General features: G+C 72.8%; 19 protein-coding genes. 12 read left to right on the plus strand and 7 right to left on the minus strand.

From position 1 onward, the window contains the following. Positions 1-23: 23 nt before the first annotated feature. From K8625_RS23240 to K8625_RS23250, 3 genes are all read right to left on the minus strand, one after another. Positions 24-1,592, minus strand: coding sequence for a hypothetical protein (locus K8625_RS23240; RefSeq protein ID WP_223783933.1), 1,569 nt, complete (start codon positions 1,590-1,592; stop codon positions 24-26). Positions 1,593-1,783: 191 nt separating this feature from the next. Further along, complete coding sequence (locus K8625_RS23245; protein ID WP_223751913.1) at positions 1,784-2,338, minus strand: hypothetical protein; 555 nt, start codon at positions 2,336-2,338, stop codon at positions 1,784-1,786. Positions 2,339-2,476: 138 nt separating this feature from the next. After that, a complete protein-coding gene (locus tag K8625_RS23250) occupies positions 2,477-2,854 on the minus strand; it encodes a response regulator (protein ID WP_046716766.1) in 378 nt (125 codons plus the stop codon). Between the two features lie 290 nt (positions 2,855-3,144). Between K8625_RS23250 and K8625_RS23255 the strand changes: the two genes are divergently transcribed. After that, complete coding sequence (locus tag K8625_RS23255) at positions 3,145-4,452, plus strand: serine protease (protein ID WP_223783934.1); 1,308 nt, start codon at positions 3,145-3,147, stop codon at positions 4,450-4,452. A 142-nt stretch (positions 4,453-4,594) separates the two neighbouring features. On the opposite strand, the gene K8625_RS23260 is transcribed toward K8625_RS23255, so the two are convergent. Next, positions 4,595-5,044 (minus strand): Fur family transcriptional regulator, encoded by a 450-nt coding sequence (locus K8625_RS23260; RefSeq protein WP_141332778.1) that lies wholly within the window; start codon positions 5,042-5,044, stop codon positions 4,595-4,597. Positions 5,045-5,785: 741 nt separating this feature from the next. Here K8625_RS23260 and K8625_RS23265 point away from each other — a divergent pair. Beyond that, positions 5,786-7,768, plus strand: coding sequence for an ATP-binding protein (locus K8625_RS23265; protein WP_223783935.1), 1,983 nt, complete (start codon positions 5,786-5,788; stop codon positions 7,766-7,768). A gap of 1 nt (position 7,769) precedes the next feature. On the opposite strand, the gene K8625_RS23270 is transcribed toward K8625_RS23265, so the two are convergent. Together K8625_RS23270 and K8625_RS23275 are read right to left on the minus strand one after the other, a co-directional pair. After that, positions 7,770-9,239: a di-heme oxidoredictase family protein gene (locus K8625_RS23270; RefSeq protein WP_223783936.1), complete on the minus strand. Its 1,470-nt coding sequence runs from the start codon at positions 9,237-9,239 to the stop codon at positions 7,770-7,772. After that, on the minus strand, positions 9,236-10,990 hold the full coding sequence (locus tag K8625_RS23275; protein ID WP_223751909.1) for a chromosome condensation regulator RCC1: 1,755 nt from the start codon (positions 10,988-10,990) through the stop codon (positions 9,236-9,238). The genes K8625_RS23270 and K8625_RS23275 overlap by 4 nt, the downstream gene beginning before the upstream one ends. Before the next feature lie 392 nt (positions 10,991-11,382). Between K8625_RS23275 and K8625_RS23280 the strand changes: the two genes are divergently transcribed. From K8625_RS23280 to K8625_RS23325, 10 genes are all read left to right on the plus strand, one after another. Then, positions 11,383-11,760 (plus strand): response regulator, encoded by a 378-nt coding sequence (locus K8625_RS23280; RefSeq protein WP_141330663.1) that lies wholly within the window; start codon positions 11,383-11,385, stop codon positions 11,758-11,760. Further along, positions 11,757-13,802 carry a chemotaxis protein CheA gene (locus tag K8625_RS23285; RefSeq protein WP_223783937.1) on the plus strand — a complete coding sequence of 682 codons (2,046 nt, stop codon included), beginning with the start codon at positions 11,757-11,759 and terminating at the stop codon, positions 13,800-13,802. Before K8625_RS23280 ends, K8625_RS23285 begins: the two co-directional genes overlap by 4 nt. Next, complete coding sequence (locus K8625_RS23290; RefSeq protein WP_141330659.1) at positions 13,799-14,245, plus strand: chemotaxis protein CheW; 447 nt, start codon at positions 13,799-13,801, stop codon at positions 14,243-14,245. The genes K8625_RS23285 and K8625_RS23290 overlap by 4 nt, the downstream gene beginning before the upstream one ends. Next, positions 14,226-16,766 carry a methyl-accepting chemotaxis protein gene (locus tag K8625_RS23295; RefSeq protein ID WP_223783938.1) on the plus strand — a complete coding sequence of 847 codons (2,541 nt, stop codon included), beginning with the start codon at positions 14,226-14,228 and terminating at the stop codon, positions 16,764-16,766. The genes K8625_RS23290 and K8625_RS23295 overlap by 20 nt, the downstream gene beginning before the upstream one ends. Then, entirely contained in the window at positions 16,763-19,138 is a 2,376-nt protein-coding gene (locus K8625_RS23300; RefSeq protein WP_223783939.1) for a HEAT repeat domain-containing protein, read from the plus strand. Before K8625_RS23295 ends, K8625_RS23300 begins: the two co-directional genes overlap by 4 nt. 10 nt (positions 19,139-19,148) lie before the next feature. Further along, positions 19,149-19,973 (plus strand): protein-glutamate O-methyltransferase CheR, encoded by an 825-nt coding sequence (locus tag K8625_RS23305; protein ID WP_223751905.1) that lies wholly within the window; start codon positions 19,149-19,151, stop codon positions 19,971-19,973. Then, complete coding sequence (gene cheB, locus K8625_RS23310) at positions 19,970-21,013, plus strand: chemotaxis-specific protein-glutamate methyltransferase CheB (RefSeq protein WP_223783940.1); 1,044 nt, start codon at positions 19,970-19,972, stop codon at positions 21,011-21,013. The genes K8625_RS23305 and cheB overlap by 4 nt, the downstream gene beginning before the upstream one ends. A 128-nt stretch (positions 21,014-21,141) precedes the next feature. Beyond that, positions 21,142-22,107 (plus strand): fatty acid desaturase, encoded by a 966-nt coding sequence (locus tag K8625_RS23315; protein WP_223783941.1) that lies wholly within the window; start codon positions 21,142-21,144, stop codon positions 22,105-22,107. A 160-nt stretch (positions 22,108-22,267) separates the two neighbouring features. Continuing rightward, positions 22,268-23,389 (plus strand): PilZ domain-containing protein, encoded by a 1,122-nt coding sequence (locus K8625_RS23320; protein WP_223751902.1) that lies wholly within the window; start codon positions 22,268-22,270, stop codon positions 23,387-23,389. 25 nt (positions 23,390-23,414) lie between these two features. Then, the gene (locus K8625_RS23325) at positions 23,415-23,807 is read left to right on the plus strand and encodes a response regulator (protein ID WP_141330647.1); all 393 of its coding nucleotides are present in this window, start codon (positions 23,415-23,417) and stop codon (positions 23,805-23,807) included. On the opposite strand, the gene K8625_RS23330 is transcribed toward K8625_RS23325, so the two are convergent. Beyond that, the gene (locus K8625_RS23330) at positions 23,771-25,291 is read right to left on the minus strand and encodes an ATP-binding protein (RefSeq protein WP_223751901.1); all 1,521 of its coding nucleotides are present in this window, start codon (positions 25,289-25,291) and stop codon (positions 23,771-23,773) included. The genes K8625_RS23325 and K8625_RS23330 overlap by 37 nt on opposite strands. Between the last annotated feature and the right edge of the window lie 16 nt (positions 25,292-25,307).

The following is a 25,307-nucleotide window of genomic DNA, read 5'->3' on the forward strand; positions in this document are numbered from 1 at the left end:
CGGCCTCACGCTCCAGCGCGTCTTCAGTGCCCGCGCAGCACGTACACCTTGCCGTCGACCAGGACGTACAGCGCGCTGGGCGTCACGCGCGGGTCGTAGACCAGCTGCTGCACCTTGGAGCCGCCCACGCCCGGGACCTTCTCCAGCTGCTTCTGCGGCGTCAGGCGCCACAGGCCGCGTCCCTCGGTGCCCACGAAGAGCGAGCCGTCGTCGGTGGCCGCCAGCGCGGTGTAGCGGTCCGTGCCCGCGCCGTCGATGCGGACGTAGTCGGTGTCCGCGCTCTTGGTCGGGTCGTGCCGCGTGGGCTCGGCCTTGAACTGCCACAGGCCGCTGCCGAGCCCGGCCACGTAGTACAGGCCGTCCTTCGTCTGCTGGAAGCCGCGCCAGCGGTTCTGCGGGGCGACCTCCCAGCGCCTGTCCTCGGGCCCCGGGTTGACGGGGTCCACGAAGGTGTTGAGCCGGTAGATGGACAGCTCCGTGCCCTCGGGGATGCCCGCCTCGGGCTTCTCCCGGTCCCACCACTTGAGCTCCTTGTTGGGCGGGAGGATTCCAATCTTCCAGTCGTTGGCGATGAGCAGCTCGCCGGCCTGCGAGTAGCCCAGGCCGTAGGTGAAGCCCGCGCGCTGCGACTCCTTGACGACCTCCTGGTTCGGGTCCGTCGGGTGCGGCGTCCGGGTGAGCAGCCACCAGGCCGGGTGGCGGTGGCTGCTGTACTCGAGGTCGCGGATGCGCGTCACGCCGTGGTTGGTGCCGATATAGACCTCACCCTCGTACGGGCCCTTCATGACCCGCATGCAGGACAGGACGGAGCGGTCCTCGTCGTAGTGGAAGTCGTTGCTGTTGCGGATGCCGATGGCCTCGTTGCGGCTGGGACGGCTGGTGCCCACCGAGCGGTACAGGTGCTCGCGCAGCACGATGTCCGTGCCGTCGCCGTTGAGCTGCACCAGGTCCATGTCGCCCTTCTGGAACTCGAAGTAGCGCGCCTCGTCGAAGTCGGCCTCGCCCCGGCCGGCGATGCGCTGGCCTCCCGGCACGTTGTCGTACGTGAGGTAGCCCACGTACGCCTCGCCCGCCTTGCCGCCGCAGATGACGGTGGAGCCGGTGGCCAGCTGGTGCGGCTCCGAGCCGAAGCCCAGGCTGGCTTGGCCGACGGGCTGGCTCGTCCACACGAGCTTCTGCGTGTCCGCGCGCAGCACGCCGATGCGGTCCCCATCCAGCACCCAGATGTTGTGCGCGCCGTCCACGCCCACCGAGGCGACCTTGGGGATGCCGTACTTCGACGAGTAGTCCGTCAGCGCGTCCGTGGGCCACGGGCCCTCGGGCGTGGTGGGCACGCCGCCGTCCGGCACGGGGTCCGTGCCGCCATCGCCGCTGCCCGCGTCGGGCACCGGGTCCGTGCCGCCATCGCCGCTGCCCGCGTCGGGCACCGGGTCCGTGCCTCCATCCCCCGCGTCCGGAGTGCCCGCGTCATCCGGAGGAGCCTGGACGTCGCCATCCGTCGGCCCCTTGCCGGTGCCGTCCGAGCTGTCGCAGGCCACCGCCGTCATCATCACCGCCACACCGACACACGCGCCCAACAGTCGTCGAATCACCGCTTCCTCCCGTCCCCGGTGTGGAGCAAGCGGCGTACCGGCCCTTGCGCACATGCACCGTCATGGAAAGAGGGAAGCGGGCTTCCCACCGTGGGCACCCGGGCGGCGTGACGTGGCACTGGAAATGACCAGGCCCGCCCCCGGAAGGGAGCGGGCCCGTGAGACTGTCATTCGGGCGACGGCGCCCGGACTCAGTGCACGGCGTCGTCGACGTCCTGCTTCACGTCCTCGCCGGCCTCCTCCACCTTGTCGCCGGCCTTCTTGGCGTCCTTCTTCATGGTGTCCACGGCGCCGGAGCCGCCCGTGCCCTTGGGGCTGGTGGCGCGCAGCTCCACGGCGACGGCGTTGTCACCGTCCAACTGGAAGCGCGCGCGCACCTCGGAGCCCTCCGGAATCTGGTCGGCCCGCACCTTCTTGCCGTCCAGCATCACCACCGTCTGGGCCTTCACGTCCAACTCGGCGTCGGGCAAATCCTTGCGCGTCAGGTTCACGCTGTCGTCGTCGGCCTTCTTCAAGGTGCCCTTGAGGCTCAGCGAGTGCTCCTTCTTGAAGAGGTTGTCCTGTGCTTGCGCGTTGGAGGCCTCGCGGGTGGCGCCGCTGATGCCGCGGCCCACGTCGGTGGCGTTCACGCCCGTGTCCACGCGCGTGCTCGGGCCGGGAATCTGCGTCTGCGACGGCGCCGGTGCGCTCTGCGCGAAGGCGGCGGTTCCCAGACACACGGCGAACGTGGCGATGAGCTTCTTCATATGAGCGTCCCTCTCCCTTGGGTCCGTTGGATGACTTCTGGGAGCAAGGGTGGGGAGGCTGCCTCCCTCCGCCAACCCGCCCTGCATGGCCCCAGGGGCGGCCCGTCCGCAGGGCAGCCGGGCGAAGCAGGGACGACTTCAGTCGCCCTGGCTCAGCCGCTTCACCGTGGACAACAGCTCGTGCAGGTCCAGGGGCTTGCGCAGACAGCCGGCCACGTCCAGCTCGCGGGCGGCGGACTCCAAATGCAGGTCCGCGCTGGCCACGACGACGGGGATGTCCGCCAGCGCCGTGTCATGGCGCAAGGCCTCGCGGAAGGCGAAGCCGTCCATGCGCGGCATCATCAGGTCCAGCAGGATGAGGTGCGGCGGCGTGTCCTGCTGGCGCAGCTGCGCCAGCGCCTCCAGCCCGTCCGCGGCCAGCAGCACCGCGTAGCCCTCCAGCTCGAAGGCGTCCTGCAGCGCGTCCCGGATGTCCAGGTCGTCGTCCACGACGAGCAGTGTCTGAAGCGCTTGCACCGGTCTCCCCACCCTGGTCGGGGCCGACTCGCTCCCACACCACCTCAACCATGGGGCCGCGGGTGTCAGGACGGAAGCTTCCGGCGGCCGGGCGGGGTGAATCACGGTTCACCAGCCGACGCCTGCCCCCCCCACCGCCCGCCCGGAGTGCGGGATTTGCAATGGAGTTGCTTTAATCGAGATACACGGAAGCAGTTTTTATATCGGTTTGCTCGTATTCCTGGATGCCGTGAAGATGGCGGCGGCGGCCCGCCTCCCAGGCGGGCGCTCATTTCCAGGGAGCAGTCCTCATGCGAACCATGTCTCGAGTTGCGGGCAGGAAGCTGTTGGGAACGATGCTGTGCGCGCTGACGATTTCGGCCTGCGGTCCGGCGCCGGAGCAGCAGGGCGAGCCGCAGCCGGAGCAGCCGCAGACGGACACCACGCAGCAGCCGGTGGTGTACGGCACCGACGACCGCCAGGACGTGTACGCGCACCCGGACGCGACGCTGCGCCAGCGCGCCGAGCAGTCCACCGTGGCGCTGATGACGACGTCCGACTACACGGTGGGGAGCAACGGCAACGTGACGTTCAACGCGTCCACGCTGCAGTCGGCGTACAACCTGTGCTCCAACCAGCGCTTCCTCACCGACCTGACGCCGGCGTTCTGCTCCGGCACGCTCATCGATGACGACCTGGTGCTGACGGCCGGACACTGCATCACCAGCGCCTCGGCCTGCACCAGCACGCGCGTGGTGTTCAACTTCTACAAGACGGCGGCGACCACGCTCAAGCAGGTGACGAGCGCGGACATCTTCTCCTGCCAGTCCATCGTGGTGCGCCAGCAGACCAGCGGCACGCCCAACCTGGACTACGCCATCATCAAGCTGGACCGCGCCGCCACGCCGCGCTTCGTGCCCGCGCCCATCCGCGCCGGCAACGCCGCGCTGCCGGTGGGCACGGGCGTGACGGTCATCGGCTCGGGCAGCGGCATCCCGTTCAAGATTGATTCGGGCGGCAAGGTGCGCGACGCGCGCGCGGGCTCGCTGGACTACTTCAGCGCGACCACGGACACCTTCGGTGGCAACTCCGGCTCGGGTGTGTACGAGAACACCGGCTACACGGTGGCGGGCATCCTGGTGCGCGGCGAGACGGACTACGTGTCGAGCGGCAGCTGCCGCATCGTCAACACGTGCACGGAGACGGGCTGCAGCGGCGAGGACATCACCTACGTGCGTCCCGCGGTGAACGCGTACTGCGCGGTGGCCGGCAGCCTGCGGCTGTGCGGCACCACCCAGCCCCCGCCGTCCACCACCTTCACCTTCACCGCGTCCAACACCAACAACGCGCAGCAGAACACCACCAACCGCGCGGTGACGCTGGCGGCGGGCCAGACGATTCGCGTGGGCACCTGCTCGGTGAGCGGCGCCTCCGGCACGGGTGACACCTACCTGCGGCTGAGCAACGCGGCGGGCACGTCGGTGGCGAGCAACGACGACTCCTGCGGCACGCTGTCGTTCTTCTCGTACACGGCCACCACGGCGGGCACGTACACCATCCGCGCGGGCTGCTACTCCAGCAACAGCTGCAGCGGCACGGTGGCGTACACCATCCAGTAGTCCGCCGTCTCAGGGGCACGGGGCCAGCAAGCGCCCGTGCCGCGTGTCACACGCTCGGGCCGTCCCTCTTGCAGGAGTCGGGAGGGCCCGGGCGTTCGTGTTTCATCCCGGCCAGCGCGCGTGGCGGCGCGGGGGACGTCCTTCAGGCGCAGCGGTCGCAGAGGCCGCGCAGCTGCACGTCCACGCTCTTCTGGGCCACCGCGCGCGGCACGCCCTTGGAGGACGCGATGCGGATGGACTCCTCCGGCAGACACGCGACGGTGCCGCAGTCGGTGCAGGTGAAGTGCGGGTGGTTGCCGCTGTGCTCGTCGCCCGAGCGTCGCAGCTCGAAGCGCCACACGTGGTCTCCCAGGTCCGCGCGCACCACCAGCCCGGCCTCCGTGAGGTCCGTGAGGTTGCGGTAGATGGTCACCCGGTCATAGCCCTCGTCACCCAGTGCATCCACCAGGTCGGCGTGGCTCATTGGCGCGGTGGCCGACTCCAGCTCCCGGAGCACCGCCACGCGGGGCGCGGTGCTGCGCAGACCCGACGCGCGGATCCTCTCCTGGAAATCAGCGAGCTTCGGCTGCACGGCGATTCGTTTTGCTCCCATGATGTCTTTTCGCATAACCCATCTGCGGGACACTTTCACCTCGCCCGGAGTACGACGTCCGGCCTCGAGGACTGGAGTGGCTTGCCCGCCGGGTCCCCCCAGACTCCTGGATACGAGAGTGAGCACCAGGAGTCCAGGATACTGGTGCAATCCTTGTGCGTAATGATTCACCGCGCTTCCCGACTTCCGGTCAGTCACGCCTGGACGTCGGTGGACCCCGGATGCGGTGGAGTGGCCACGCCAGCGTCGCGAACCGGCGCGGGGGTGTCCGGCGCACGACAGTTTCCGCCGGGTGTCCCAGGGCCTCCCCGCGCGCGGCGAGGTGTCCGGGAGTCCAGTGATTCCAGGGTGCAGTTGCAACTCATGAGTCACCGGTGACGCGGTGCCCCGAGCACGGCGACCGGGTGGGTGCGGCCGGGCCCGGGCGCGTCGCGATGGCCCCGGCTGAGCGGAGCGGGGGGCCGGGGGGCGGGCGGTGGCGCGGGGGCGGGGTGGCGGGCGGGGCTTCATCTCGTATCTGAGTTGTAAAAGCATCCTAGGTGTTCTTGTCGCAGGCGTCCGCTGGGAAGAGGAGGGGAGGGCCCCCTGGGGTCGCCTGGAGGGCGACGGCGGGTGTTGGACCGGCGAACAGTCCATCCCGCGCTCCTTGACTGGGAGCGATGAGTGCCCACACTTGCGCCTTTGTCGTTCCGTCGGGGCCTCGACAGGCCCTGTTGCTCGTGTCTCCGGGTCCCCCTCGCCGTGACGAAGCCCAGTCTCCTGCTCATCGAAGAAGCCAGTGTGGCCCGGGAGCTCCAGGTGCTCGCGCTGGAGAGCCAGGGATGGCAGGTCGTGGCCCTGGCGGACGTGGCGGCGGCCGCCTCGCTGATGCAGACGCAGCCGGTGTTGCTCGTGGTGGCGGCGGCGGGCGTGCTGGCGGCGGGCAGGGAGGCGCTGGAGGCGTTCCGCGGCGCGCTGGAGGCGGCGTCGGTGGGGCTGTACGTGCGCGCCTTCCCCGCCGAGGAGGAGGTGGTGCGCAGGCTGGCGCTGCCGCTCACCGGCTTCTTCTGGCGGCCCCTGTCCCTGGGCGGGCTGGTGGAGAAGGTCCGACGCGTGGTGCCGGAGGAGGGCCCCCCGGAGGCGCGGCCGCTGGTGCTGGTGGCGGACGACGACCCGGTGTCGCGCAAGCTGTTGCAGCTGATGATGGTGCCCTTCCGCTTCCGGGTGGTGTCCGCGGACGACGGGATGCAGGCGCTGGAGGTCGCGAGGAGGCGGCGGCCCGACGTGGTGCTGGCGGACGCGCTGATGCCGCGCATGGACGGCTACAAGCTGTGCATGGCGCTCAGGCAGGAGTCGCGCTTCGCGCGCGTGCCGGTCATCCTCACGCACGCGCTGACGCCGGACGAGCTGGATTTGCGCATGGCCCACAACGTGGGCGCCAACGGCTTCGTGCGCCGCGCGCAGGACGGGGACGAGCTGGTGGGCGTGCTGCTGCGCGCGCTGAAGGCCGGGCCGCCCACGCCGCTGGGGCTCGCGCCGCCGGTGGGGCCCGCGCTGGAGCTGAACACCGAGGACCACCTGTACCGGATGGTACGCCAGCTGGAGCGGCGCGTGGGGCTGCTCGAGCAGGCGGAGCGCGGCACGCGCGAGAGCGAGGAGCGCTTCCGCCTGGTGGTGGAGGGCTCCTACGACGGCATCTGGGACTGGGACTTGCGGCGGGGCACGCTGTACTGGAGCCCGCGCCTCCTGGAGATGCTGGGGCTGACGCCCGAGACGTTCGCCGGCACGCACGAGGCCTTCGTGGAGCTGCTCCACCCGGAGGACCGCGCCGGCGTGCTCGCGGCCATGACGGAGCACCTGGAGCGCGGGGCGCCGTACGACGTGGCCTTCCGGCTCCGACACGCCACGGGCGGCTATCGCTCGTGCGTGGGGCGGGGGCGCGCGCTGCGCGACGAGCAGGGCCGGCCGGTGCGCATGGCGGGCATCATCGGCGACGTGACGGAGCAGCTGCGGCTCTACCGCGAGGCGAACGAGGCGGTGCGCGTGCGCGACGACTTCCTCAGCGTGGCGGCGCACGAGCTGAGAACGCCCCTGGCCGCGCTGCGCTTGCGGGTGCAGGGCGCGCAAGGGGCGCTGCGCATGCTGGGCGCGGCCCAGGCGGCGCCGCGGCTGGAGCGCGCGCTGGAGGCCGCGGACCGTCAGGTGCAGCGGATGTCGGACCTGGTGGAGTCGCTCCTGGACGTGTCCCAGTCGCAGGGCGGACCGCCCAGGCTGCAGCTGGAGGTGGTGGACCTGTCCAACGTCGTGCGCGACGCGGTGACGCGCTCGGAGCCGGCCGCGGCGAGAGCGGGGTGTGAGCTGGTGCTCGGGCCCATGCCGCCCACGCCGGGCCGGTGGGACGGCGCCCGGCTGGGGCAGGTGGTGCGCCACCTGTTGTCCAACGCGATGAAGTTCGGCCCGGGCCGCCCCGTGGAGGTGGCGCTGGAGCAGCAGGACGCCACGGCCACGTTGGTGGTGAAGGACCACGGCATCGGCATCTCCCCGGAGCGGGTGGACGGGCTGTTCCGCCGCTTCGAGCGCGCGGTGCCGGTGCGGCACTACGGCGGCCTGGGGCTGGGCCTGTACCGCCTGCGCCGCATCGTCGAGGCGCACGGCGGTCAGGTGTCCGTGGACAGCACGCCCGGCGAGGGCTCCACGTTCCGCGTGCGCCTGCCCCTGGGCGGCCCCCCCGTCGCCCGCGCCTGACTCAGAGCGAGTCGAGGAAGGCCACCAGCGCCTCGCGCTCCCCGCGCGACAGCGCCTTCACCTGCTCGCGCGAGGACTCGGCCTCGCCCCCGTGCCACAGCACGGCCTCCAGCGGCGTGCGCGCCCGTCCGTCATGCAGCAGGCGCGAGTGTCCGCTCACCGTCCGCGTCAGGCCCAGGCCCCACAAGGGCGGGGTGCGCCACTCGCGGCCGCTGGCGAGGAAGTCCGGACGTCCGTCCGCGAGCCCCTCTCCCAGGTCATGCAGCAAGAGGTCCGAGTACGGCCAGATGAGCTGCCCGGACAGCTCCGGGTAGCCCTCCAGCGTGCCGGTGGTGACCGACGGCTTGTGGCACCTGGCGCAGCCCACGCGGTGGAACACGGCCTTGCCCTGGAGCACCCGGGCGTCGTCGACGCCCGCGCGCGTGGGGAGCGCCACCGTGTGCGAGTAGAAGTCGAGCGCCGTCAGCTGCCGGTCCGTCACCTCGGGTTCACCGCCGTGGGGCGCCGCGAGGCACACGGCCTGCGCCTGGGTGCACGTGTCCTTTGGAAACAGCGTGGTGGTGAGGCCCAGGTCGCCCAGCAGCGCGGACGCGTTCTGGTGCTCGATGTCCGGCTGGTTCGCCTTCCACCCGAAGCGGCCCAGCGCCACGCGGTTCGTGCGCCCGTTCCACACGCGGTTGACCCGGCCGGACACGCCGTCGCCGTCCGCGTCGTCCGGGTCCGCCCACGCCAGCAGCGTCTCGTTGGGGATGGCCGCCAGCAGGCCCAGGCCCACCATGTTCTGGGCCACGCGCGCGGACATCATCGTGTCCGCCGACAGGGGCCCGTGGGCCAGGTCCGTCAGCACCAGCGTGGGGGACTGGAGCGTGTAGGGCTCGCCGTCCGCGAAGGTGCCGGAGACTTCGGTCCACTCCACCCGCGCCTGTCCCTCCGCGGGTACGCCGGGGATGCCCCGGGGCTGGAGCTGGTCTCCATAGGTGGGCTCGGGCACGGGCTCGCCGTGGGGGCCGGTGCCCGGGATGGACAGGCGCACGAGCAGCGTGTCCGCCACCTCGTCGCCCTCGGGCGGACGGCCGCGGCCGTTGCCCAGGTGGCAGGCGAGGCACGAGACGGAGTGGAACAGGGGGCCCAGGCCGTCCCGGTCCTGCTGCGAGGTGCTGGGCGCGCGCACCCAGTCCGCCTCGAAGACGGACTCGCCCACGAAGAACTCCGCGCGCCGGGCCAGGCCGAGGTTGGCCGCCGGCTGGGTGAAGGCGCCCGCGCCCGTCACCGTCACGCTGGTGGCTCCGCCGGGGTGGTCCTCGCCCGCTTCCACCACGTCGAAGCGGGGCGGAGGGGGCGGCTCGGGAGGAGGCGGCTCCGGGGGCGGCTCACCCGGAGGCGTGATGGAGGGCGGGGCCCCGGAGTCACCGCACGCGGCGGCGGCCCCGAGGAGCGCCAACAACAGACCCAGACCGACGGCGTGCTTCACGGCAGGGGGACCGGGATGGGGTCGGTGTAGGACCAGCGGTCGATGACGCCGTCCGGGCCGAGCGAGCCGTTGAGGTTCCAGCCCCAGGCGAACACCGAGCCGTCCTCGCGCACGGCGATGACGTGGGTGGCGCCCATGCCCATGGCCGTCAGCGGCGTCAGCGTCCCGGAGGAGGCGCGCGCCTCCAGCTCGTTCGTCTCCTTGATGCCGATGCCCAGCTGGCCGTTGAAGTTCGAGCCCCAGCCCAACAGCGAGCCGTCCTCGCGGCGCGCGAAGCTGTAGTTGCCGTTGGCGAACACGGCCGTCGCGTCGGTGACGCCCTTCACCTTCACCGGGGTGGCGCTCTCGCCGCCCGCGCTGAGCGCGCCCGTGCCCAGCTGGCCGGTGGCGTCCAGGCCCCACGCGGACACGGTGCCGTCCTTGTGCACCGCGAGGATGTGGTCGCGGCCGTTGGCGATGTCCACCACGTCGGTGATTCCCGGGACCTGGCCAGGCAGCGGGTGGCTGTCACCGTCCACCACGCCCGTGCCCAGGTTGCCGTAGTCGTTGCGGCCCCACACCCAGACGGTGCCGTCGGCCTTGAGCGCCACCGAGTGCATGGAGCCGCCCAGCACCTTCACCACGTTCGTCAGGCCCTGCACCGGCATCGGGTAGCCGCGCGCCACGGTGGTGCCGTCGCCCAGCTGGCCGTTGGCGTTGTTGCCGAAGCTCTGCACCGTGCCGTCCTCCATCAGGATGAGCGCGTGGCGGAAGCCGTTCGCCACCGACACCGCGCCCGTCAGGTTGGGAATCCTCGTCGCCACGTAGCGCGGGGTGACATCGGGGGTGCCCGGCGTCTCGCCCGAGGGCGGGGTGGACAGGCCCAGCTGGCTGTCGTTGTTCTCGCCCCAGGACCACACGCTGCCGTCGGCCGTCAGCGCCATGGCGAAGTTCTGGTTGAAGGCGATGGCCGTCGCGTTCTCCAGGCCCGGCACCGGCTGGGGTTGGGTCTGGTCCGTGCGCACGTCGTCCCCCAGGCCCAGCTGGCCCCGGTTGTTGCGGCCCCACGTGTACACGCGGCCGTTCTTGAGCGTGCCGCTGTGCAGGCCACCGGCCGAGGCAAGCTGGCCGAAGTGGAACGACACCGCCTGCTCGGCCTCATTGCCCGCCGCGTCCCGGGCGTGCAGCACCACGGTGTTGCGGCCGGCGCGCGGCGTCACCTCGAAGGACACCGGCTCGCCCGCGGTGGCCGGCAGCGTGAGCGCCTGCTCGGTGCCGTCGTTGAGCGTGTACGCAAGCTGGGTCACCGCCACGTTGTCCGTGGCCGTGAACTCCACGTGCATCCGCCGCACCGTGGTGGCCACGCCCTCGCGGGGCGAGCGGACCTGGACCACCGGCGCCTCGTCGAAGCGCAGCGCCAGCGTGCGCTCCGTGCGCGCGCCCGTCTGGTCCACCGCCGCCAGGGTGATGTCGTTGTCGCCCTCCTCCAGGGTCAGCTCCAGCGTGAAGCTCGCGCTCGTGGGCGTGCTCGTCTGGAACTCCACCGCGCGCGGCTCGCCGCCGTTGAGCCGCGCCGTGAGCTCCGCGAGCCTTCCCGGCGCGCTCACCGAGCCTTGCAGCTTCACCTGCGCGCTCTCGGCGCTGGCGCCGGAGACGTGCGAGTGCAGCTGGACGTACGGCGCCACGGGGATGCCGGGCGTGGTCTCCACATCCGACCCACACGCCGCCAGCCACACGGCCGCCAGCGCGAGGACACAGGCTCGGGACTTCATCAGGACTCCTGGTTTGTTGGGTTTTATTGAGATTGATTTGCAGAGTCAGAAAGTGCCCGGGCTCATACCCCTCGCACCTCGGGGCACGCAAGCGGCCGGCGGCTCAATTTGGCGTTTGCTCCCGGGGATTTCCCGAGGGAGAAGCACCTGCCGGAAAGCCGGTGAAGTGCTTCAGCTTCCACGGAGTGGGGCTGAAGTCGGGGTACGCGGAGCTTTGGGGGCAGGGTGCCCATCCACTCGGGAAGCGTGGGGGCGTCCGAGGGCTCGCACTGCGGGTGCCTGTCCCAACGTACGATTGTCGACCACTGGAAGGTGGCGGACGGGGGGCCCCGCCGTTCTCTTTCCCGCCCGGGAAATCGCTCTAGGGTCGCGGCTCGTCTTCAGGGGAATCCATGGCAGAGGTGCTCGTCGTCGATGACAGCAAGGTGATGCGGGACATGGTGGTGGCCTGTCTGAGGCCCTACCCGGGGCTGAACTTCACCCATGCCTCGAGCGGGCTGGAGGCCATCGAGCGGTTGTCGCTGAGCCCGTACGATTTGCTGGTGCTGGACCTGAACATGCCGGACATCGGAGGCATCGAGGTGGTGGAGTTCGTGCGGGGGCAGGACAAGCTGCGCACGCTGCCCATCATCATCGTGACCACGCGGGGGGACGAGGCGTCGCGCGCGCGGGCGCTGGAGGCGGGCGCCAACCGCTTCATGACCAAACCCTTCACCCCCGACGCCATCCTCGCGGAGGCGCGGGGGCTGCTGGAAGAGACGCGGGCTTGACCGCTTCCGTGGACCTCGCGGACTTCCTCCCCGCCTATCTGGCGGAGGTGGAGGAGCTGCTCGACTCGGCGCACCGCCACCTGCTCGCGGTGGAGGCCAGCGCGCGTCGGGGCGCGGCCCACCCCAAGGCCGTGCGGGAGCTGTTCCGGGCGCTGCACACCATCAAGGGCCTGTCCGCCATGGTGGACGTGGAGCCCATCGTCTCCATCTCTCACTGGATGGAGACGTCCCTGCGTCAGGCGGACCAGGCCGGCGGCCGGCTCCCGGAGTCCAGCGTGGAGCCGCTGATGGAGGGCCTGCGCGCGGTGGAGCAGCGCATGCGCCAGCTCGCCTCCGGCAAGCCCGCGGCCCCGGTGCCCTCGGGGCTCCTGGAGCGGCTGGAGGCGCTGGAGGCCTCCGAGACGGCGCCGGCGGCCTCGCGGCCCGTCGCGGTGGTGCTCGACGAGACGCTGGCGCTCGGCGCCAAGCTGACGCCCACCGAGCGCGAGCAGCTCACCGCCACCGCGGGCGGCCGCCGCCCCGTGCGGGTGGACTTCATCCCCGGCGCCGAGCGCGCCGCCAAGGGCGTCACCATCAACAGCGTGCGCGAGCGGCTGGCGGCGCTGGGCGAGCTGGTGAAGGTCGTCCCGCTGTCGGGGCCCGTGCCCGGGGGCGGCTCGCTCACCTTCGTGCTGCTGCTCAGCACCGAGGCCGCGGACGGCGTGTTGATGGACGCCGCCGGGGGCGAGCCCGCCCTGGTGCGCCCGCTGGCCGTCGAGCAGGCCCTGTCGCCCGTGCCCGTGGTGAGCCCGCCCGCGCGGCTGGACGGGGAGCTGGACGAGGAGCCGGAGGAGCTGCGGCGCGGGGGCGGCACCCTGCGGGTGGAGGTGTCCCGGCTGGACGAGGCGCTGGAGCGGCTGGCGGCGCTCGTCGTCAACCGCTCGCGGCTGCAGCGCGCGGTGGCGGACCTGACGGCGGCGGGCGCGCCCACGCGGGAGCTGCGCGCCATCCTCCAGGAGAACTCGCGCCAGCTGCGCGACATGCGCGCGGCGATTCTCCGGCTGCGCATGGTGCGCGTGGGGGACGTGCTGGAGCGGCTGCCCCTCCTGGTGCGCGGGCTGCGCCGGGCCACGGGCAAGGCGGTGCGGCTGGAGCTGGACGTGGGCGACGCGGAGCTGGACAAGGCGGTGGCGGACCGGCTGATGCCCGCGCTGGTGCACCTGGTGCGCAACGCGGTGGACCATGCCCTGGAGTCGCCCGAGGAGCGCCGCATGCTGGGCAAGGCCCCGGAGGGGCTGGTGCGCCTGGCATGTCACGCCCAGGCCAACGGCTTCGTGGAGTTGCTCGTGCGCGACGACGGGCGCGGCGTGGACGGGGCGGCGGTGGCGAAGCGCGCGGGCGCGCCGGCCCCGCGCACGGACGATGATGTGCTGGAGCTCTTGTGCCGGCCGGGCTTCTCCACGCGGGAGTCGGTCACCTCCACCAGCGGGCGCGGGATGGGCATGGACATCGTCCGGCGCATCGTCGTGGACCAGCTGGGCGGGGAGCTGCGCATGGAGACGCGGCCCGGCGTGGGCACCACGTTCCGGCTGCGCGTGCCGCTGACGATTACCCTGCTGGACGCCATCGTCTTCGAGTGCGCCGGCGCGCGCTACGCGGTGGCGGTGTCGTGCGTGGAGGAGCTCTTCGAGGTGGACGCCTCCCGCGTGGTGCGTCCCCCGGGGGGCCGGGGCGTGGCCCTGGTGGAGCGGCGGGGACAGGCGGTGCCGCTCGTGTGGCTCGAGCGCCTGCTGGGGCAGGGGACGGCCAGCGCGGCCGACACCGTGCCCGCGCGGGCGCTGCTGGTGCGCCAGCGCGGGGAGCTGGTGGCCTTCGGCGTGGGGCGGCTGCTCGGGCAGCAGGAGATCGTCCTGCGCCCGCTGGAGGACCCGTTGGTGAAGGTGCCTGGCGTGGCGGGCGCCACGGACCTGGGCGATGGACAGCCCACGCTGGTGCTGGACCTGCCCACGCTGGGCGCGTCGCGCCGGCAGGGGGGCGGGGGACGAGAGGAGCGCGCGACATGAGCGTGCTGCATGTGGTGTTCAAGGTGGATGGCGCCGAGTACGTGCTGCCGGCGTCGAACGTCCTCCAGATGGAGTCCTTCAACGGCGCCACGCCCGTGCCGGGCGCGCCCGCGCACGTGGCGGGGCTGGTGCAGGTGCGCGGCCGGGTCATCCCGGTGGTGGACGCGCGGCGCCGCTTCGGCCTGCCGGCGGTGGAGCGCACGCTCGACTCGCGGGTGGTGGTGGGGCAGCTGGGCGCGCGCGTGGTGGGGCTGCTCGTCGACAGCGCGCGCGAGGTGCTGAAGCTGGACCCGGGCCAGTTCAAGCCGCCGCCGCCGCTGGTCACCGAGGGCGCGCAGGGTTTCGTGAAGGCCGTGGCGCAGGTGGGTCCGCGGCTGGTGATGCTCATCGATTTCCCCCGAGTCATCGGGGAGGAGACGCCGGATGGCGACGCAGGACACTGACGCCCCCAAGGGGCAGGACGACGCGCGCGGGCTGGCCGAGCGCCTGACCCGGAGCCTCCGTGAGAGCACCACGCTGCTCCAGGAGCTGGAGGCCATGGCCACGCGCGTGGCCGGCAGCGGCAACGAGCAGGCCGCCGGCACCGAGCAGGTGCGCGCCGCCATCGAATCGGTGGCGACGCACGTGGAGCAGACGGGGCTGGCGGTGCAGTCGCTGGTGCGCACGCAGCGCACGGTGAGCGACTCCTCGCGCCAGCTGCAGCAGGAGTCGGAGGCGACGGCGGGCTCGGTGGAGGAGGTGAGCGCGTCGGTGTCCAACGTGCGCAAGGACGCCGCCCACCTGGCGGCGGAGGCGGACACCACCGCGGCCACGCTGGAGGAGGTGTCCCGCTCGGTGAAGGGCGTCAGCTCCAACGCGGAGGACCTGGCCGCCTCCAGCGAGGAGCTGCTCGCGTCCATGACGGAGATGAACGCCACCGTCGCGGACCTGGTGACGCGCAACCAGTCCGGCGCGGCCTCCGCGGAGCAGGTGGGCGCCACCATCGAGGAGATGGCCAAGGGCATCGCCCGGCTGGCCTCGGACGCGCAGGGCGTGGGTGAACGCGCCACGCAGGTCGCCCACGCGGTGGGCCTCTTGGGCCGCTCGCTGGGGGACGTGGCGCGCGACTCCACCTCCATGGCCTCCAGCGTGGAGGAGGTGGCCGCCACCGCGGAGGAGCTGGCGCGCAGCGTGCGCGGCGTGGCGGAGAGCGCGCGCGTGCTGGAGACGCACGCGGCCTCCAACGCCTCCGCCATGGAGGAGGTGGCCGCGAGCGTGGAGGAGGTCGCCGCCACCGCGGAGAAGAACGCCGCCGTGGTGGACGCCAACGCCTCCACCATTGAACAGCTCGCGCGCTCGGCGCAGGCGGTGGCCAAGGCCGCTGAGTCCATCAACGGCCAGGCCGCCTCCGGCGCCTCGGCCTCCACTCAGCTGGAGACCTCCACGCGCCGCGTGGCGCAGATGACGGAGGAGGCCCGCGCCACCGCGGACCGGGTGGGCACCATCGCCCGCGAGGGCGGCGCCACGGTGGGGCGCTCCATGGCGGGCTTCGGCCGCATCCGTCAGTCCATCGTCGAGTCGTCGGGCGTGATGAAGGAGATGGCCAAGCGCGCCGAGGAGATTGGCGACATCGTCCAGACCATCAACCTCATCGCCGACCGCACCAACCTCCTGTCCCTCAATGCGAGCATCGAGGCGGCGCGCGCCGGGGAGCACGGCCGGGGCTTCGCGGTGGTGGCGGAGGAGATTCGCGCGCTGGCGGACCGGGCGGCGGCGGCCAGCTCGGACGTGGCGAAAATCGTGCGCGGGCTCCAGACGACGGCGCGCGAGGCGGCGGCCGCCACGGGCGAGGGCATGCGCGCCGCGGACGAGGGCTCGGCGCTGGCCTCCGAGGCGGAGAAGGCGCTGACCACCATCCTCAAGGGCGTGGATGACCTGGGGCAGAACGTACGCGAGGTGAGCCGCGCCACCGGGGAGCAGGTGCAGGCGGCGCAGGCGCTGGCGCAGGGCAACGTGCGGATGAGCGAGCAGGGCCGCGTCATCGCCACGTCCGCCGCGGAGCAGGCCCAGGCGGCGCAGTCCCTGTCGCAGGGCGGCTCGGAGATGCGGCGCATGGCCCGGCAGACGATGCAGGCCTCCGGGGAGCAGGCGCGCGCGCTGCGCGACGTGGTGCGCGCCAACGGGCAGCTCGCGGAGGTGTCCCAGAAGGTGGCGCGCGCGGTGCAGGAGCAGGCCGCGGCGTCGACGGACCTGTCCAAGGCCGCGGCGCAGATGCGCCAGCTGGTGCAGACCGTCAGCAACGTGGTGGGCACGCAGAGCAAGGAGGTCACGGGCGTGAGCGCGCTGGCGCAGGACATGGCCAGCACCACGCAGCGCACGCTGGCGGGCCTGGCCGAGCAGGCCAAGGCGGCGGCGGAGGTGACGCGGGCCATGGACGCCACGCGCAAGGAGGTGGCCCAGTCCGCGCGCGGCATGGCGGAGCAGGCGCGCGCGCTCAAGCAGGGCGAGGCGGCCAGCCGCCAGGTGGCGCAGCTGGCGGGCGCGGTGACGCGGGCCACCGACGAGCAGGCCCAGGCGCTCGTCGCGCTGGTGAAGGGCGCGGACGAGGTGCGCCGGGTGGCCAAGAGCACGGCGCGCGCGCTGGACGAGCAGTCGGAGGTGCTCGGTTCGCTGGCGGTGTCCGCGCAGCGGCAGGCCACCGGCATCGCCTCCGTGGCGCGCGCCAGCGCGGAGGCCACCCAGGTGACGGAGGGGCTGGCCCGGGGCGTGGAGGAGATGCGCACGCGGGCGCGGGAAATCACCGTCACCACCGCGCAGCAGGTCCGCGCCGTGGCGGGCAACGCGGCCGAGGTGCGCGAGGTGTCCAACCGCCTGGGGCAGCTGTCGCGACTGCAGGCGGAGCAATGGGAGAGCCTGTCCCGGATGGGGGGCGTGAAGCCCTCCGAACCGGCGGGCGTCGAGTCGACGAGGGAGCGGCAGGCATGACGGCGACGATGTCTTCGGCGGTGGGCGCCTCGCCCCTGTTCCTCTCCGCGGAGGACCGGGCGCAGGTGGACGCGGTGGAGCAGCTGGCGCGCGGCGGCGCGGACAACCTGGCGCGGCTGGTGGCCGGGCTGGACACGCCGAGCTGGGCGGTGCGCCGCGCCGTCGTCGCGGCCCTGGCGAAGCTGGGCACCCAGGCGGTGCCGCCCCTGTGCGAGGTGCTCAGGAGCCGCCGCGACAGCGAGGCGCGGCTGGCCGCGGCGGTGGAGGCGCTGGTGGCCTCCACGGGCGCGGTGGAGGAGTCGCTCGAGGTGCTGGCGGACAGCCCCGTCGCCGCCATCGTCTGTGACGCGGCCCAGGTGCTGGGCCGCAGGCGCAGCCGGCGCTCGGTGCCGCTGCTCGCCCGGCTCACGGTGCATCCGGACGACAACGTCGCGGTGGCGGCGATTGAAGCGCTGGGCCGCATCGGCGGCGGCGCGGCGGTGGACGCGTTGCTGGCGGCCCTGGGCAGCGGCAACTTCTTCCGCATCTTCCCCGCCATCGACGTGCTGGGCCGCTGCGGCGACCCGACGGTGGTGCCCGCGCTGCTGGGCCTGCTCGCGGACCCCTTCTATTCGCTGGAGGCCGCCAGGGCGCTGGGCCGCACGGGCCAGGACGCGGCGGTGCCCGCGCTGGTGGGGCTCTTGCGCCGGGGCAACGACAGCCTGGTGCGCGTGGTGGCGGTGGCGCTGGTGGACATCCACGAGGCGCAGGTGCAGCGCTTCGGCGGCGCGCGCGCGGTGCAGGCGGCGCTGCGCTCCGGCGGGGACCTGTCCGTGCTGGGCCGCAAGCTGGCGCAGGCCATCAGCACCGCGGACTCCGCGGAGCGCGCCGCGCTGGCGCGGCTGCTCGGCTGGATTGGGGGCCAGGACGCGGCGGCGGGGCTCTTGCGCCTGCTCGACGCGCCGGACCCGACGGTGGCGCGCGCGGCGGCGGCGGCCCTGGCGGAGCTGGGCTCGGACGCGGACGAGCAGATCCTGCAGGCGCTGCGCGACGGGGACAGCGCCCGGCGCCGGGTGCTCCTGCCGCTGGTGGGGCGCCGCGTGGCGTCCGTGCCGGAGGTGCTGGTGTGCCTGGAGGACCGGGACGCCTCGGTGCGCGCCATGGCGGCGGACACGCTGTCGCGCATCGGCGACGCGTCCGCGGTGGGCGCGCTCTTCGAGCGCCTGGTGGACGACGACCCGCGCGTGGTGCAGGCCGCCACGGGCGCCATCCAGTCGCTGGGCAGCGACGACACGGAGGCGCTGGCGCTCCAGGCGGCGCGCTCCCCGGACGCGCGGCTGCGCCGGGCGGCGCTGCGCATCATCTCCTACTTCGGCTATCCGCGCGGGCTGGAGGTGCTGCTGTCGGCCATGCGCGACTCGGACGAGCGGCTGCGCGACGCGGCCATCTACGGCCTGCCCTTCATCGAGGACCCGCGCGCGGTGGACGCGCTGCTCACGGCGGCCACGCACGAGTCGGAGCGCACGCGCGCGGCGGCCATGCGCGCCCTGGGACAGACGCAGAAGGAGGCCCGCATCACCAGCATGCTGCTGGGGGGCCTCAATGATCGCGACCCGTGGGTGCGCTACTACGCGTGCCAGTCGCTGGGGAAGCTCAACGAGGAGGCCGCCGCGGACGCCATCGTCGCGCTGGCGGACGACGACGCGGGCCAGGTGCGCGTGGCGGTGGTGGACGCGCTGGCCCACATGCACACGGAGAGCGCCATGACGGCGCTGCGGCGCGCGGCGGCCAGCGCGGACGCGGACGTGCGGCGCGCGGCGCTCCTGGGCCTGGGCGTGGCGCGCCGGCAGGACGCGCTGCCGGTGCTCCTGGAGGCCGCCTCGTCCGAGGACGCGGCCACGCGCCTGGTCGCCCTGTCCGCGGTGGCCGAGTACGAGGCCCCGGAGACCCTGCCCGCGCTCCTGCGCGCCGCCAGCGACCGGGACGACAGCGTGCGCAGCGCCGCGGTGGGCTTCCTGGCCACGCGGCCGGGCATCCCCTCCACGCAGGCGCTGGTGTCGCTCCTGGGAGACCTGACGGTGCGCGAGCGGGTGGTGAGCGCGCTGGCCCTGCCCATGGAGGGGCGGCTGCCGGGGCTGCTCGCCGCGCTGGACGCCGCGGACGAGGTGACGGCGCCGCTGCTGGTGGCGGCGCTGGCGCGCATGCGCCGGGCGGACGCGCGCGCGGGCCTGCTCCAGGCGCTGGAGACGGCCAGCCCCTCGGGGCGCCGCGCGGCGGTGCCCGCGGTGGGGGCGCTGGGCACGGTGGAGGCGCGCGACGCGCTGGAGCGCGCCTCGCTCCGGGACGAGGACGAGGAAGTGCGCCGCGCCTGTCTCGTGGCGCTGGGGCGGTGACAAGGACGCCATGCCTTCGTTGCCGATGTCTCCCCAGGTGTTCGCCATCCTCGCGGCGCTCATCGAGCAGCGCGCCGGGCTGCACTACTCGCCCGAGGACCGGGAGTTGATGGCGGACAAGGTGTCGGACCGCGCGCTGGAGGCGGGGTTCGACTCGTTGCTCGACTACTACTACTTCCTTCGCTACGACCCGGCGGGCGCCGAGGCGCTGGACGCGCTGGTGGACTCGCTGCTGGTCCACGAGACGTACTTCTTCCGCGAGGCCCAGCCCCTGCAGGTGCTGGTGGAGGACGTGCTGGTGCCCCTGGCGAAGCAGGGGCGCAAGCCGCGCGTCTGGTGCGCGGCGTGCTCCACCGGCGAGGAGCCCCTGACGCTGGCCATGATGCTGGCGGACCGCGGCGCGCTGGCCGGCGTGGAAATCGTCGCCAGCGACTTGAGCTCCCGGGTCCTGGAGCGCGCGCGCGCGGGGGACCACAACCTGCGCTCGCTGCGCGCCCTGCCTCCGGGCGTGGAGGGGCGCTGGCTGGAGCGCGGCGTGGAGGGGCGCGTGCGGGTGAAGCCGGAGCTGGTGGACAGGGTGCAGTGGATGCGCGTCAACCTGGTGGACGAGGCCGCGGTGGCGCGGCTGGGCGCCTTCGACGCCATCCTCTGCCGCAACGTGCTCATCTACTTCCAGGACGCCACGGCGCGCCGGGTGGTGGAGTCGCTGGCGAGCGCGCTCAAGCCCCACGGCCAGCTGCTGGTGGGCACCTCCGAGTCGCTCATGCGCTTCGGCACCGCGCTCTGCTGCGAGGAGCGCCGGGGCGTCTTCTTCTACAACAAGGCGGACACATGATGACCCCGGCCCCCATCCGCGTGCTGGTGGTCGACGACTCGGCCTTCGCGCGCAAGGTGCTCAAGCAGGTGCTGTCCAACGCGCCGGACATCCAGGTGGTGGACACCGCCCGGGACGGCCTGGACGCACTGGAGAAGGTGGCGGAGCTGTCGCCGGACGTGCTCACGCTGGACCTGGTGATGCCCAACCTGGACGGGCTGGGCGTGCTGCGCGCCCTGTCCTCCATGGAGCTCGCGCCGCGCGTCGTCGTGGTCAGCAGCGCGGGCGAGGAGAGCGAGCTGGCGGTGGCGGCCCTCCAGAACGGCGCGGTGGAGCTGGTGCACAAGCCCACCGCGCTGGCCACGGACCGGCTCTATGAGCTGGGCGCGGAGCTGGTGGAGAAGGTGCGCGTCGCGGCCCGCGCCGCCCGGCGCCCCGTGGCCTCGCCCGTGGCCCCCTCGTCCTTCGCGTCCCCGGACGCGCTCCCGCCCGCCCGGCAGCTGGTGGTGGTGGGGACCTCCACGGGCGGCCCGCAGGCCCTGACGAAGCTGCTGTCGGAGCTGCCCGCGGACTTCCCCGCGCCCATGGCGCTCGCGCTGCACATCCCCCCCGGCTACACGGAGGCGGTGGCGCGGCGGCTGGACGCGCTGTGTCCGCTGGAGGTGCGCGAGGCGGAGGACGGCATGGAGCTGTTCCCCGGGCGCGTCGTCCTCGCCCGCGCCGGCCAGCACCTCAAGGTGGAGCGTCACGGCGCGCTCAGCCTGGTGCGCCTGGACCGTCACCCCCTGCGCATGCCCCACCACCCCTCCGTGGACGTGCTCTTCCAGAGCGCCGCCCGCGTCTGGGGCAAGGACACGGTGGGCGTGGTGCTCACCGGAATGGGAGACGACGGCCGCGACGGCGCGCGCGCCATCCGCGAGGCGGGCGGCGTGGTGCTCACCGAGTCGGAGAGCTCCTGCGTCGTCTACGGCATGCCCCGCGCCGTCGACGATGCGGGCCTGGCCACCGCGAGCGCGCCCCTGGGCGGCATGGTGGAGCTCCTGCGCTCGCACCTGCGCTGAAATCCCTGGAAGCGCGGGTGGGGAGAGCGTCGCCCGCTCTCCTACACGGCGAGGGGGAGAGGGAGGCCCCGCTGGAGGGCGAGCGATAGATTTGGGCCTTCACTGTGGCGTAAGGCACACTGCGCGCCATGCTCCGTTACAGCGCCGACATCCGCACCCTCCTCTGGTGCCTGGCGATGCCCGTGGTGGCCCTCACGATGTTCTGGGACCCCGGGCTCATCCCCTACCTGTGCCCGCTGGCGTGCTACCTGGCGCTGTCGGCGGGTGTCATCGCCCACAACCACAATCACTGCCCCACCTTCCGCAACCGGAAGATGAACGAGGCGATGGGCATGTGGCTGTCGCTGTTCTACGGCTACCCGACCTTCGTGTGGATTCCGACGCACAACCTGAACCACCACAAGTTCGTGAACAAGGCGGGCGACGCCACCATCACCTGGCGCTACTCGAAGAAGCACAACTTCCTCGTCGCCTTCTTCTTCCCCTTCGTCTCCACCTACTGGCAGCAGGAGCCCACCAAGGCCTTCATCGACAAGGCCCGCGCGCGCAACCCCGCCCTGTTCCGCCAGATTGTCCTCCAGTACGTCGTCTGGGGCGGCACCCACGCGGCGCTCGTCGCGCTCGCCATCTACCTGCACGGCATCGGTGGTGGCCTGCGCGTCTGGGCCTTCGCGTTCCTGATTCCGGCGGTCTTCTCGCTGTGGACCATCATGTTCTTCAACTACATCCAGCACGTCCACGCGGACCCCTGGAGCGAGCACGACCACAGCCGCAGCTTCACCGGCCGCCTCATCAACTTCTTCCTCTTCAACAACGGGCTGCACGCGGTGCACCACGAGACGCCGGGGCTGCACTGGAGCCTGTTGCCCCAGGCGCACGCGAAGATTGCCGCCTCCATCGACCCCCGGCTCAAGCCGGTGAGCTTCTTCGGCTGGTGCTTCCGCTCCTACGTGCTGGCGCCGCTGTTCCCCCGCTTCGGCACCACCCAGGTCGGCCGCGCGCCCTATGACCCGCCCCAGGGCGGCGCCGTGGACGTGTCCTTCGGCGACGAGCTGCAGGCGGTGGACTCGGGCGTGAACGTCGCCCGCGTCTGACGTCGCCCGCACCGAAAGGTCGGGCTGATTCTCTCTGTCCTGTATTCCTCACCTCTCCCTGGAATCCGACCAGGGGGAGTATTCACCGTGTGGCTGTTTCCCATATCTCGCCAACAACGCGAGTGGCGGGGCCGGGGGGAACCAGACACGGAGAATCCGCATGAGGATGGCCTCAGGCCCGGTCCGGCCCGTCATTGGCGAGACGCCCGGGGCGCCTCGTGTGCTGTGGGTGGGCGTGGTGGGCGAGGCGTGGCTGTGTCTGTCGCGCGCCGCCCGGGCGCTGGGGTGTGAGCCGGTGCAGGCGGCCGTCGCGGGTGGAGTGGCGGGTGAGCCCTCCTCGCGAGCCCGGCCCCGGCTGGTGCTGGTCCACTGGCGGCACGTGCGTGAGCGTGGCCCTGGAGGGCTGGGGGGGCTGAAGGCGCGCGTGGGCGCGTCCGGCGCGCCGCTGGTGCTGGTGGCCGAGCCGGAGACGCCCGCGGAGGTGCTGGAGGCGGCGGACGCCGAGGGCATCGAGGACTGCCTGGTGACGCCCGTGAGCGAGGCGGCCGTGCGCGCCCGGCTGTCCGCGCTGCTGGGCAAGAGCCCCGCAGCCCCCGCGAGCGAGCGCTACAGCCCGCGCGTGGTGCTGCTCGCGGGCGCGGGCGGCGCGCGCACGTGGACGGGGCTGGGCTCGCTGCTGGAGGCCTGTGGCCATCACCTGCTGTACAGCGCCACCGTGGAGGGCGCCGCCTCGCGCGTGGAGGAGCACGGCGCCCGGCCCCACCTGCTCGTCGTCGCGGGTGACGGCGCCTGGGGTGGGGTGTGGGCCCGCGCGAGCGCCACGGCGCGCGCGCTCCTGGACGGAGTGCCGACCTTGTCGGTGACGCCCGCGGAGTGCGCGCGGGCGGGGGCGCTCCTGCCGCGCGTGCACACGCTCCTGGGCCGCGACGGCGCCTCGCTCCGGGTGGAGGAGCGGGTGCCCTTCTGCTGTCCGGTGGAGTTCGCGGAGGGCGAGAGCAAGGCCGCCCCCTGGACGTCGGGCGTGTCCTTCGCGATGAGCCCCGCGGGCCTCTTCGTGCGCACGCTGGTGCCGGCGCGCCCCGGCGCGGCGGTGACGCTGCGGCTGCACCTGCCCACCACGGGTGAGCGGCTGGAGTCCCACGGCGTGGTGGCGTGGGCCAACCCCTGCGCGCAGCGTGAGAGCCTGTGCGCGCCCCACGGCATGGGGGTGCGCTTCCTGGGCATGGGTCCTCCGCGCCTGATGCACCTTCGTCAGCTCTGCCAGGCCACGTCCCCCGCGTGAACCCTGGTCCCCTCGAGGAGACGTCATGCGGCGCAAGAAGGTCCTGCTCGTCGACGACTCGCACACGGTGTTGATGCTCCACCAGATGATGATGGTGGAGCGCGGCTACGAGACGCTCATCGCCCGCGACGGGCTGGAGGCGCTGGCGCGCGTGGAGGTGGAGGCGCCGGACTTGGTCGTGCTGGACATCCACATGCCGCACCTGGATGGCCTGCAGACCTGCCGCGCGCTGCGCGAGCGCGAGCCCACGCGCCACACGCCCATCATCCTGTGCAGCACGCGCATGGAGCCCGCGAGCGTGCAGGCGGGCTTCGACAGCGGCTGCACCGACTACCTCACCAAGCCCTTCGCGGGCTCGGAGCTGGCGGCGCTGCTCAACCGCTACCTGGGCTCGGAGCGCGGCACCCGCGGCGACTGAGCCTGGGGCCGGGCGGGCAGCGAGCGGCGCGGCAGCGTCACCGTGAAGGACGTGCCGTCCTCCTCGGTGGAGCTGACCTCGATGCCCCCGCCGTGCGCCTGCACGATTTCCCGGACGATGTAGAGCCCCAGCCCGTAGCTCATCTTCAGCGTGCGCGTCGTCTGCGGGCCGCTGCGGAAGGGCTCGAACAGGTGCGGCAGCAGGTGCGCGGGGATGGGCCGCCCGCCGTTGTGCACCTCCAGCACCACCTTGTTGCCGCGCGTGGCCCGGACCTCCAGCCGCACCGGCGTGTCCGAGGGGCCGAACTTCAGCGCGTTCTCCAGCAGGTTGCTGGCCACCTGCCCCAGCCGGTCCGGGTCCCACATGCCCTGCGTGTTGCCCTTGTGCTCCACCTCGATGACGCGCTCGGGGTAGGCCACGCGGAACTCGTGCGCCACGCGCAGCGCCAGGTCCTTCAAGTCCATGGGCCTGGGCTCAATCGCCACGCCGCCCATCAGCCGGGTGCGAGTGAAGTCGAGCAGCAGGCGCGTGAGCCGCTCGATGCGCACCGCCGCGGTGGCGATGCGCTGGCTGGTGCGCCGCGCGTCCTCGGCGGTGCCGGACTCGGCCATCACGCGCGACCAGTTCATGATGGCGCCCAGGGGGCTCCTGATGTCGTGGCTGACGATGCCCATCAGCTGCTCCTGGAACTCGGAGTGGCGGCGCGCCTCCTCCTCGGCCCACTTGCGCTGGGTGATGTCGCGGCTGATGCCGAACAGCCCCACCACCTTGCCGTCACCGTCGCGCAGCACGCCCTTGGTGCTCAGCCACACGCGCGGGCCCTCCACGCCCGGCTGCGCGTCCTCGTACGTGACGGTGCGGCCGAAGGCGAGCACCTCCCGGTCGTTGGCGGCGTTGACGCGGGCGACCTCGGGCGCGAACAGCTCGTGGTCCGTGCGGCCCACCATCTGCTCCACCTCGTAGCCCACCGCGCGCGCGCCCGAGGCGTTGATGAGCTGGTAGCGGCCCTCCAAATCCTTCGTGTAGACGGAGTCCGTCGTCCCCTCGTGGATGGCGCGGAACACCTCGCTGGCGCGGCGCAGCTCCTCCTTCGCGCGCTTCTCCCCGCTGATGTCCCGGCAGTGGACCAACAGCCCCCCGGGCACCACGCGCGCGCGCACGTCGAACGTCGAGTCCCGCTCCGGCCAGCCGTGCTCGAAGCGCGTGGCGGGCTGCTGGGTGGCGGGCTGCTCGAAGCGCAGGTGGCGGCGCAAATCCAGCAGCTGGGGGCACGCGCGGCGCACGTCGTCGCCGACCGTGGCGGAGCCCTCCAGCAGCTCCGCCATGCGCGGGCTCAGGTAGGTGAAGCGCCAGCCGGCGTCGAGCGTGAAGAACGCATCCGGCAGTCCCTCCAGGAGCGCATGCAGCGGTACGCCGGCCGACGCCTCGGAGGGGAGGGCCGGGGCCGGGGATCGCGGGCGCTTCTTGGCGGGGGTGGAGGGCATGCGTCGTGGGTTTTCG

Source organism: Myxococcus sp. AS-1-15 (assembly GCF_020037055.1).
Classification (GTDB): Bacteria; Myxococcota; Myxococcia; order Myxococcales; family Myxococcaceae; genus Myxococcus; species Myxococcus fulvus.

Coding starts and splice junctions, on each gene's coding strand:
- K8625_RS23245 (WP_223751913.1), bottom strand. CDS start 2,338: ATGAAGAAGCTCATCGCCACGTTCGCCGTGTGTCTGGGAACCGCCGCC.
- K8625_RS23255 (WP_223783934.1), top strand. CDS start 3,145: ATGCGAACCATGTCTCGAGTTGCGGGCAGGAAGCTGTTGGGAACGATG.
- K8625_RS23260 (WP_141332778.1), bottom strand. CDS start 5,044: ATGGGAGCAAAACGAATCGCCGTGCAGCCGAAGCTCGCTGATTTCCAG.
- K8625_RS23275 (WP_223751909.1), bottom strand. CDS start 10,990: ATGAAGTCCCGAGCCTGTGTCCTCGCGCTGGCGGCCGTGTGGCTGGCG.
- K8625_RS23280 (WP_141330663.1), top strand. CDS start 11,383: ATGGCAGAGGTGCTCGTCGTCGATGACAGCAAGGTGATGCGGGACATG.
- K8625_RS23290 (WP_141330659.1), top strand. CDS start 13,799: ATGAGCGTGCTGCATGTGGTGTTCAAGGTGGATGGCGCCGAGTACGTG.
- K8625_RS23295 (WP_223783938.1), top strand. CDS start 14,226: ATGGCGACGCAGGACACTGACGCCCCCAAGGGGCAGGACGACGCGCGC.
- K8625_RS23300 (WP_223783939.1), top strand. CDS start 16,763: ATGACGGCGACGATGTCTTCGGCGGTGGGCGCCTCGCCCCTGTTCCTC.
- K8625_RS23305 (WP_223751905.1), top strand. CDS start 19,149: ATGCCTTCGTTGCCGATGTCTCCCCAGGTGTTCGCCATCCTCGCGGCG.
- cheB (WP_223783940.1), top strand. CDS start 19,970: ATGATGACCCCGGCCCCCATCCGCGTGCTGGTGGTCGACGACTCGGCC.
- K8625_RS23315 (WP_223783941.1), top strand. CDS start 21,142: ATGCTCCGTTACAGCGCCGACATCCGCACCCTCCTCTGGTGCCTGGCG.
- K8625_RS23320 (WP_223751902.1), top strand. CDS start 22,268: ATGAGGATGGCCTCAGGCCCGGTCCGGCCCGTCATTGGCGAGACGCCC.
- K8625_RS23325 (WP_141330647.1), top strand. CDS start 23,415: ATGCGGCGCAAGAAGGTCCTGCTCGTCGACGACTCGCACACGGTGTTG.
- K8625_RS23330 (WP_223751901.1), bottom strand. CDS start 25,291: ATGCCCTCCACCCCCGCCAAGAAGCGCCCGCGATCCCCGGCCCCGGCC.